The organism is Streptomyces sp. 15-116A, from assembly GCF_025290915.1.
Lineage (GTDB): Bacteria > Actinomycetota > Actinomycetes > Streptomycetales > Streptomycetaceae > Streptomyces.
On the sequence record NZ_JAOCQE010000265.1, the window covers coordinates 1 to 8,715 of the forward strand.

Here is an 8,715-nt window from a genome sequence, read left to right on the forward strand (position 1 = left end):
AGGCCCCCGCCCTCGCCCCGCCGCCCGCCACGCCCCGCCCCCTGCCGCCCGGTCCGCTGGGTGTCCGGCTGGAAGGGGTGCGGTTCGACTACGGCGGACAGCCCGTGCTGGACGGCGTCGACCTGACCGTCCCCCCGGGGCAGACACTCGCTCTGGTCGGCGTCTCGGGCGCCGGCAAGTCGACCTGCGCGCACCTGCTGGCCCGGTTCTGGGACCCCTCCGAGGGAGCGGTCCAGCTGGTGTCCGCCCACGGCGAGCCCGTGGACGTCCGGGACGTGAGCGATGCCGAACTGCGGCGCGCGGTCGTCCTCGTGGGACAGGAGACACCCCTCTTCCACGGCACGCTCGCCGAGAACCTGCGGCTCGCCGCACCCGAAGCGGACGACGACCTGCTCGCCGCTACGGCTCGCCGGTGCGGCGTCGACCGGATCGCCGCGATGGACACCCTTGTCGGGGAGCGCGGCGCGACGCTCTCGGGAGGCCAGCGGGCTCGTATCGCCCTCGCCCGCGCGCTGCTGGCCGGCCCGCGGGTCCTCGTCCTCGACGAGTCCACCGCCCACCTGGACAACACCGGCGACGCCCAACTCGCCGCTGCGCTGCGGGAGGAGGGCCGCACCACGATCGTCATCGCCCACCGGCCGGCCACCATCCGCCGTGCCGACCGCATCGCCGTCCTCGAGAAGGGCCGCATCACGGAAGAGGGAACCTGGGAGGACCTCACCGGCGACCCCGGTAGCGCACTCAACCGCGTACTCACCACTCCCTCCTGAGCAAGGGGCGCCCCACCCGGCCTCAGGAGCGGGAGCCGACGAGGGCCGGCAGCCCTGGAAGGCAAGCGCGACACCTCTCGCATACCGCATGAGGGGGGCGCCCAGGCCGCGGAAGCGGGCATGCGTCCCGGCCCGCCCGCCCGCCTTCGCCGCCGGAGGCGGTGCGGCCGCCAGGCCCTGTCTCGTGCCCCCGTGCGTCAGCGGCCGGGTGTGAGGCGCCGTTCGGCGTGCGGCCCGGGCGAGTCCTGCGCGGGCGCGGTGACGCGACAGCGGTCGCAGACGCCGGTCAGTTCCACGATGTGCTCGACATCGGTGAATCCCGTGCTCTCGGCCACGTACTCCGCCCAGCGTTCCACCGCCTCCGCCTCCACCGCTGTGCTGAAGCCGCAGTCGCGGCAGACGAGGTAGTGGCGGTGCCCGTCGGTGGGCCGGGTGCGGTAGAGCCGTTGCCCGGTCCTCTCCCGCACCACGTCGACCTGTCCGGCGCGTTCCAGGGCGCTGAGCGTCCGGTACACCGTGGTCAAGCCGATGGTGATGCCGTCGGCTTCGAGCGCCTCGTGCAGTTCCTGGGCGGACGTGAAGCCGGCGCGCTCGTGCAGGGCACGCAGAATGGCTTTCCGCTGCCGCGTCGGGCGCCAGTGCGTCGAGGACTGTGCTGCCGTTGCCGATGCGTCGCGCAGGACGCCCACCTCCCACGGGGCGGGGTCAGTCGTATTCAGGGCGAGTGCGGTGGGTTCCGTGACCGGTCGTGATGTCAGGGAAGGCGCAGGAGGTTGAGCCGGTAGCCCTCGGCGTGGGGGAGCCGCTGCGCGGCGAGCACGGACAGCATCTCCTGGTAAGGAACCGGGAGTTCCGCGGCCAGGGGTCCGGGAAGGGTGGTGAGCGTGTGCGACGCCAGTACCCGCGTGCCCGGCCGCCAGTCGGCCAGTCGGGCCGGGTCGGGGCAGTACCAGTGCATGCGGGCGTCGACCTTGCTGAGGGCGTCGTGCTGTTCCTGGGTGTCGAAGAAGCCGGGGCCGGCGGTGTCGAGGGCCAGCAGCGAGCCCGGGAAGCGCTCGGAGAGAAGACCGACCACTCGGCGGACCTCCGGTTCGTGCAGGTAGGGCAGCACGGCTTCGGCGACGAACAGATACGGCCCGGCGGCCGGCGAGGCCACCTCCGCGGCCCATGCCTCGTCCGTCACCGAGGCCGCGATCATGGTCCGTCGTGGAGTGTCCGCGAAGAAGTTCCGGCGCAGGGCGATCACGTCGGGCAGATCGATCTCGAACCACCTCGCGCGGCCGTTGTCGAGGCGTTCGTGGCGTGTGTTCAGGCCGGTGCCGATCTCGACCACGGTGCCGTCGGGGTGTTCGGACAGGAAGTCCGCCACCCACCGGTCGAACAGGCGGGTGCGCAGCAGTGCCCCGGTGAGGCTGGGCAGGCCGTCGAAGCGCGCGAAGTCGTAGTCGAGCGCGGCGACGATCTCCTCGGCACGGGCGTCACGCAGCAGGGGGAACTGCTTGCGGTTCTCCACCGCGCGCGCGTACAGCGGAATCAGGAGCGTTTCCTGAACCACACCCAGATGCGGCTTTTCCCGGTTCATCAGGGGCCTCCCTGTCGCAGTCGGTGTACCGGGCCGGACGGTGCCGTGGCTGCGACCACCGTCCGGCCCGGAGTCTCAGTGCCCCGGCACGGTGGTGAGGGGGTCGTGCTCGTGCGCGCAGTTCTCGTCGAAGCCGTAGGTGTCCCAGGCGGGGAAGGGGTCGTCGGCGGGCGGAGCCTCACCCTCCCGCATGAGACAGCCGGCCAGAGCCGCCCGCAGGGACTCCGCGTTCAAGTGGGTTCCGATGAAGACGAGTTCCTGGGCGTGCGGGCTGTCGGTGTCACGCGCGGCGGAGGGTTCGAAGCGTGCCACCGAGCCCGCCTGGGACCACAGTCCCGTGACGTGGGGGCGGCTGGCCAGCGTGAAGAAGCCCTTGGACCGCAGGACCTGCCCGTGCGCTCCGCTGTCCAGCGTCTCCGTCACGAACGTCCACAGCCGCCCGGGATGGAAGGGCGCCGCGGAGCGGAAGACGGTCGAGGAGATGCCGTACTCCTCCGTCTCGGGCACGTGATCGCCGTTGAGTTCCCTGACCCAGCCCGGTGCCTGCTGCGCTCGGTCCAGGTCGAAGCGGCCTGTCCCCAGGAGTTCACCGACCGGTACGCGGCCCCGCACGGCCGGCACGACGCGGGCGGCGGGATTGAGGCGGGCCAGGGTGGCCCGGAGCCGGTCGGCTGATTCGGCGTCGACGAGGTCGAGCTTGTTGAGGACGATGACGTCGGCGAACTCGATCTGGTCCATCAGCAGGTCGCTGACCGTGCGTTCGTCGTCCTCGTACTGGTCCAGGCCCCGTTCGGCCAGTTCGTCGCCGCCGGCCAGCTCGGGCAGGAAGTTGGCGGCGTCCACGACCGTGACCATCGTGTCCAGGCGGGCCAGGTCGCCGAGGGTGGCGCCGTCGTCGCGGGCGAAGGCGAAGGTGGCGGCCACCGGCATGGGCTCGGAGATGCCGGAGGACTCGATGAGGAGGTAGTCGAAGCGCCCCTCGCGCGCCAGCCGGTCCACTTCTTCCAGCAGGTCGTCGCGCAGGGTGCAGCAGATGCATCCGTTGGTCATCTCGACCAGGCGTTCCTCGGTGCGCGACAGTGCCGCTTCGCCGCCGCGCACCAAGGCAGCGTCGATGTTGACCTCGCTCATGTCGTTGACGATGACGGCGACGCGCAGGCCCTCACGGTTGCCGAGGACGTGGTTGAGCAGGGTGGTCTTGCCGGCGCCGAGGAAGCCCGACAGGACGGTGACGGGCAGGCGCGGCGAGGGGGCGTGCGTCATGCGGTGTCAGTCCTCGGGGCGGAGCAGGCCGCGCTCGTACGCCCTGGCCAGCCGCTGCGGGACGCGGTACGGAACCCCGTCCACCGTGACCGTCACCAACTGAGGCGTCGTGGCCTTCCATTGGGCGCGGCGGTGCCGGGTGTTGCTGCGCGACATCTTCCGTTTGGGCACGGCCATGAGGACCTCCGGTGTGTTCGGTGAGCGCAGCAGACGATACATGAAAATGGATTTCATTACGACTGTCGGGGCCGGCCCCTCGGCTCTGCAAGCCGCGGCCGTCGCCGCCCGCTCCGGTGGAAGGGCCGGGCGGGCAGGGGGACAATGCATGTGAAACGGTTTCGGTTCCGTCGGCGGAAGGCCGCTCATGCTGCTGTGCGGCTGCGGTGCCGCGGAGACGTCTTCCGCCGCCCGCGAGGCCCCCACGTCGGGCACCGTTCCGGTGGTGGCCTCGACCAATGTGTACGGTGACGTCGTCGAGCGCATCGGCGGGGACCGGGTGGAGGTCGTCTCGATCATCAGCGATCCCGCCCAGGACCCCCACAAGTACGAGGCGGAGACGCGCAACCAGCTGGAGCTGTCCCGGGCGGAGATCGTCGTCGAGAACGGCGGCGGTTACGACGACTTCATCGGCGAGATGCTGCGCGGCGCGAACAACCCCTCGGCCGAGGTCATCACCGCCGTGGAGGTGTCCGGCAAGGTCACGGACGGCGCCGGTGAGATCAACGAGCATGTCTGGTACGACATGCCCACCATGAGCCGGCTGGCCGATCGTGTCGCCGACGCCCTCGCGAAGGCCGCCCCGGCGGACGCAGACGCCTTCCGTGAGAACGCCACCGAGTTCCAGGAGGACCTGGAGACCGTCCAGGCCACGCAGGCGCGGATCAGCAAGGACCACGAGGGCACCGCCGTCGCCGTCACCGAACCGGTCCCGCTGTACATGGTCGAGGCATGCGGGCTGCGGAACGCGACGCCGCCGGACTTCAGCGAGGCCGTCGAGGAGGGCGACGAGGTCTCCGCGCGGGTCCTGCGGGAGATGCTCGGGGGGTGAAGAAGAGCACGTCAAGGGCGCTGAGGCGGTGCAGCGGGTCAAGCGGTGGCTTGAAGGCACCATGCGTGTGTCGCAGTCCTACCAACATCGATGGTGCGTGGGCGCGGAAGCTCACCTTGCGATGGCCGAACGGGAACGAGAGGCCCTTCTCGTACGACCTCGGCGGGACGATGCGGGGCGGCGAGTGGGACGGCCAGATGTTCTGCGCCGAGGTGAAGTGGCGCAAGAACGCGAGCGACCAGGGCCCCGCTTACAAGAGCTTCCTCGCCAAGCCTCTCCACCGAGAGCATCGACGCCGGCTATCCCGATGACACGATCGACCTGCCGGCCACATCAGACGACTGGACCGGTCGGCAGTCGATGGAGGACGCCCGCTACCGCCACCACGACTGCATCCGAGCTCACGGCACCGACCTGCCCGAGGCCGCCGACTAAACCTGGGACGGCTGACCGACCCGGAACCGCCGCCCCGGTTTCCGTGAGCCGGGGCGGCCGGTGCGGTATCCCGGCCGCGGCGCTCTCGCCGGTCATGGCCGCACAGCTGTCACTCAGCGAGTAAGGGGCCAGTGGGACCTCACCCATGGCCCACCCGGCCCTCACGGCCGTCGCGCGCAAGCCGGTTGTATGGAACCGGCGGAAAGGACCACCAACAGACGCGGGGCAGCAGCCGTCATCTGCTCACCGCGCAATCAGGATCCGCGAGAAGCGGATGGTCCTCTCCGCCTCTCTTTCTGCCCGGGTACCTCCCCGGAGGCCACTTTGCGGCCAGCCCGGGGTCCCCGTCAGGCCCGGTCAGCGGTTCGTCCCGGATGGTCGCTCGGGTCCGGACGCAGTAGCCGCCAAGGCCGCCGGCTCTTGCCGCAGGATTCGTGACCCAAAGGACGGACCCGGCGGGGAATTTCGCGCCGTGCGCCGCGAGGCGACTCGTACCTGGCGTCGGACCGCAGGGACGCGGTCGGTGAGGAAGGCGGGGCGCCGGCATGTCACGCGAACAGGTGGGGCCTGTCGGTCCCTGTGCGGGACCTGCGGCCCCTGCACGGCGACCGCCTGCGTCATGAGCATGGAATCGGAGCCCCGATTCAGGAGGTGGACAACATGTCCCGCAACGTCATCGTGGGCCTCGACGGCTCGCCCGAGAGCCGGGCCGCCGCGGAGTGGGCGGCCCGCGAGGCAAAGCTGCGCGGCCTGCCGTTGAAGATCGTGCACGTCTGGGAGCCCGTCCCCGAGCCGATGGCACAGGCCCCGCTCCTCGGCGCCGAGACGCAGCAGCACTGGACCGAGCGAAGCGAGATGGGGGTCCCCCCGGCCGAAGGCTGGGGGAGGGTTCCCCGCGAGGCGGCCGAGGGTCTCAGGCTGCGGCACCCCGGCGTGACGGTGACCACGGAGCAGATCAGCGGCAGGCCCGCCGATGTTCTCACCCAGGCTGCGAAGGACGCCGATGTGCTCGTCCTGGGCTCTCGCGGACTGAGCGGTATCGGCGGGTTCATGGTCGGTTCCGTCGGCCTGTCCGTCGTCGCGCACGTTGAACGGCCCGTGATCCTGGTCCGGGCCGGTGAGCAGGCCGCCGACGAGCACGAGCCTGACCCGGCGGGCATCCCGTCGGCTGCCACGCGGTACGGGCCCGTCCTCCTCGGCCTCGACACCGACAATCCCGACGATTCCGTCATCGAGTTCGCCTTCGAGGCGGCCGCCCGCCGCGAAACCGCCCTGCGGGCCGTGCGCGGCTGGAACCTGCCGCCGTACTACATCTACGGCCCGTCCGCCGACCTCGGCCTGCACGACGAGATCGCCCGGCACAAGGCCGCCGAACTCACCGAGGCTCTGCGTCCCTGGCGGCAGAAGTACCCGGACGTCGAGGTCGTCGAGGAGTCCCGTTCGGGGAGCCCGTCGATCGACCTGGTCGACGCGGCCCGTGAGGTCTCTCTGGTCGTCGTCGGCCGCCGCATCCGGCGCAGTCCGTTCGGCGCCCACATCGGACCGGTCGCTCACGCGGTCCTGCACCACGCCACCGCCCCCGTCGCGGTCGTTGCCCACAACTGACCTATAAGCAGAAGGAGTTGACATCATGAAGGCGGCGGTCGTCCGAGCCTTCGGCGAGCCCCTGGTGATCGAGGAGCGCCCCGACCCCGAGCCCGGCCCCGGCCAGGTCCGTATCCGGGTCGAGGCCTCCGGGCTGTGCCACACCGACATCCACGCCGCCCACGGCGACTGGCCCGTCAAGCCCAACCCGCCGTTCGTGCCGGGCCACGAGGGCGTCGGCCTGGTCGAAAAGCTCGGCGACGGTGTCACCCACCTGTCCGTCGGGCAGCGGGTCGCCGTGCCCTGGCAGGGCAAGGCGTGCGGGCGGTGCGAGCACTGCCTGTCCGGCTGGGAGACGCTGTGCGAGCAGCAGATCAACACCGGGTATGGCTGCGACGGCGGGTACGCCGAGAAGATGCTGGCCTGGGCGGACTTCGCCCAGCCGGTGCCGCAGGGCGTCACCGCCGTGGACGCCGCCCCGTTGACCTGCGCGGGCGTGACCACGTACAAGGCCCTCAAGGTCGCCGACGTCAAGCCCACCCAGCTGGTGGCGATCTCCGGCATCGGCGGACTCGGCCACCTGGCCGTGCAGTACGCGAAGATCGCCGGAGCCACCGTCGCCGTCATCGACGTCACCGACGAGAAGCTCGAACTCGCCGCCGAACTGGGCGCCGACCTCGTCCTCGACGCCCGCAAGCACGATGTGGGCGAAGCGCTGAAGCGGCACGGCGGCGCGCACGCTGCCATCGCCCTCGCGGTGAACGAGGGTGCCTTCGCAGCGGTCAACTCCGGGCTGCGGCGCGGCGGCAAGCTCGTCATGGTCGCCCTGCCCGCGCACGGCACCGTCCAGGTCCCGATCTTCGACACCGTCCTGAACGGGACGAGCGTGATCGGTTCGATCGTCGGCACCCGGCAGGACCTCACCGAGGTCTTCCAACTGCACGCGGCCGGCCGTACGAAGGTCATCTGCGAGACCCGCCCGCTCGCCTCCGTCAACGAGTCGATCGACGAGGTGCTGCGCGGCGAGGTCAAGGCCCGGATCGTGTTCGACCTCGGTGCGGGACGGTGAGGGCGGTGGACCTGCCGATCGTCGTCGGCGTGGACGGCTCCGAGCCCAGCCTGCGGGCCGTCGACTGGGCGTCCGACGAGGCCGCTCTGCGGGGGTTGCCGTTGCGCCTGGTGTACGCCTCGCTGTGGCAGCGGCGAAGGCAAGGCGCTCGCCGCAGAGCTCGGCAAGCCGTCAGAGAAGGTCCGGGCCGCCGACATCATGGAGATCGCCGCCCGGCGGGCGCGGGAACGTCGCCCGGAGGTGGAGGTGTCCGCCGAGGTCGTGGCCGAGGAGCCTGAGTACGTGCTGCTGCGGGAGGGACGGCACGCCGCCGCGGTCGTGGTGGGAACCCGTGGCCGTAGCGGCCTCGCCGAGGCGCTGCTGGGCTCCGTCAGCCTGGCTGTGGCCGCCCACGCGCACTGCCCGGTGATCGTGGTGCGCGGCAGCCATGACAACCGGGCAGAGCCCGGGACCCACGGCCGCATCGTTCTGGGTGTCGGGGAGGAGGCGAAGGACTCGGCTGCCGTGCGCTTCGCCTACGAGGAGGCGCGGCGGCGCGGGGTTCCCCTGGACGCCGTACGGGCCTGGCGGTGCCCCGCCCACGAGACCACCGGCCGCGGTGAAGGAGCAGAACGGCGCCGCGATGTCGCTGGGCCGCACCTCCACCTTCCTCGACGTCTACCTCCAGCGCGATCTGGACGAGGGGCTCATCGATGAGACCCGCGCCCAGGAGCTGATCGACGACTTCGTGATCAAGCTGCGGATCGTACGGTTCCTGCGCACCCCCGAGTACGACACCCTGTTCTCCGGTGACCCGACCTGGGTGACCGAGTCCATCGGCGGTATCGGCACCGACGACCGGCCGCTCGTCACCCGCACCTCCTTCCGCTTCCTGCAGACTCTCTACAACCTGGGCCCGGCCCCCGAGCCCAACCTGACCGTGCTGTGGTCGCCCCGACTGCCGTCCCGCTTCAAGGAGTTCTGC

The 8,715-nt window shown here is 71.1% G+C and carries 8 protein-coding genes and 2 pseudogenes; 6 read left to right on the top strand and 4 right to left on the bottom strand.

Features of this window, described 5'->3' with window-relative positions; translation table 11 throughout:
- A partial coding sequence (locus tag N4P33_RS28940; RefSeq protein WP_260829832.1) for an ABC transporter ATP-binding protein occupies window positions 1–770 on the top strand: 770 nt, incomplete at its 5' end.
- A 197-nt stretch (window positions 771–967) separates the two neighbouring features.
- Here N4P33_RS28940 and N4P33_RS28945 read toward each other — a convergent pair.
- From N4P33_RS28945 to rpmF, 4 genes are all read right to left on the bottom strand, one after another.
- Window positions 968–1,459, bottom strand: a complete 492-nt coding sequence (locus tag N4P33_RS28945; RefSeq protein ID WP_399030300.1) for a Fur family transcriptional regulator — start codon at window positions 1,457–1,459, stop codon at window positions 968–970.
- A 65-nt stretch (window positions 1,460–1,524) separates the two neighbouring features.
- Window positions 1,525–2,352 carry a class I SAM-dependent methyltransferase gene (locus N4P33_RS28950; protein ID WP_260829833.1) on the bottom strand — a complete coding sequence of 276 codons (828 nt, stop codon included), beginning with the start codon at window positions 2,350–2,352 and terminating at the stop codon, window positions 1,525–1,527.
- A gap of 75 nt (window positions 2,353–2,427) precedes the next feature.
- The gene (locus N4P33_RS28955; protein ID WP_260829834.1) at window positions 2,428–3,615 is read right to left on the bottom strand and encodes a GTP-binding protein; all 1,188 of its coding nucleotides are present in this window, start codon (window positions 3,613–3,615) and stop codon (window positions 2,428–2,430) included.
- A 6-nt stretch (window positions 3,616–3,621) separates the two neighbouring features.
- Complete coding sequence (gene rpmF / locus N4P33_RS28960) at window positions 3,622–3,792, bottom strand: 50S ribosomal protein L32 (RefSeq protein WP_260829835.1); 171 nt, start codon at window positions 3,790–3,792, stop codon at window positions 3,622–3,624.
- Window positions 3,793–4,057: 265 nt separating this feature from the next.
- On the opposite strand from rpmF, the gene N4P33_RS28965 reads away from it, so the two are divergent.
- From N4P33_RS28965 to N4P33_RS28985, 5 genes and pseudogenes are all read left to right on the top strand, one after another.
- A complete protein-coding gene (locus N4P33_RS28965; RefSeq protein ID WP_399030303.1) occupies window positions 4,058–4,663 on the top strand; it encodes a metal ABC transporter solute-binding protein, Zn/Mn family in 606 nt (201 codons plus the stop codon).
- Between the two features lie 1,095 nt (window positions 4,664–5,758).
- Window positions 5,759–6,703 (top strand): universal stress protein, encoded by a 945-nt coding sequence (locus N4P33_RS28970; protein WP_260829836.1) that lies wholly within the window; start codon window positions 5,759–5,761, stop codon window positions 6,701–6,703.
- A gap of 25 nt (window positions 6,704–6,728) precedes the next feature.
- Complete coding sequence (locus N4P33_RS28975) at window positions 6,729–7,751, top strand: zinc-dependent alcohol dehydrogenase (protein ID WP_260829838.1); 1,023 nt, start codon at window positions 6,729–6,731, stop codon at window positions 7,749–7,751.
- Window positions 7,752–7,756: 5 nt separating this feature from the next.
- Window positions 7,757–8,342: pseudogene (locus N4P33_RS28980) on the top strand (universal stress protein); the annotation flags it as partial.
- Window position 8,343: 1 nt separating this feature from the next.
- Window positions 8,344–8,715 (top strand): annotated as a pseudogene (locus N4P33_RS28985) (pyruvate formate lyase family protein); the annotation flags it as partial.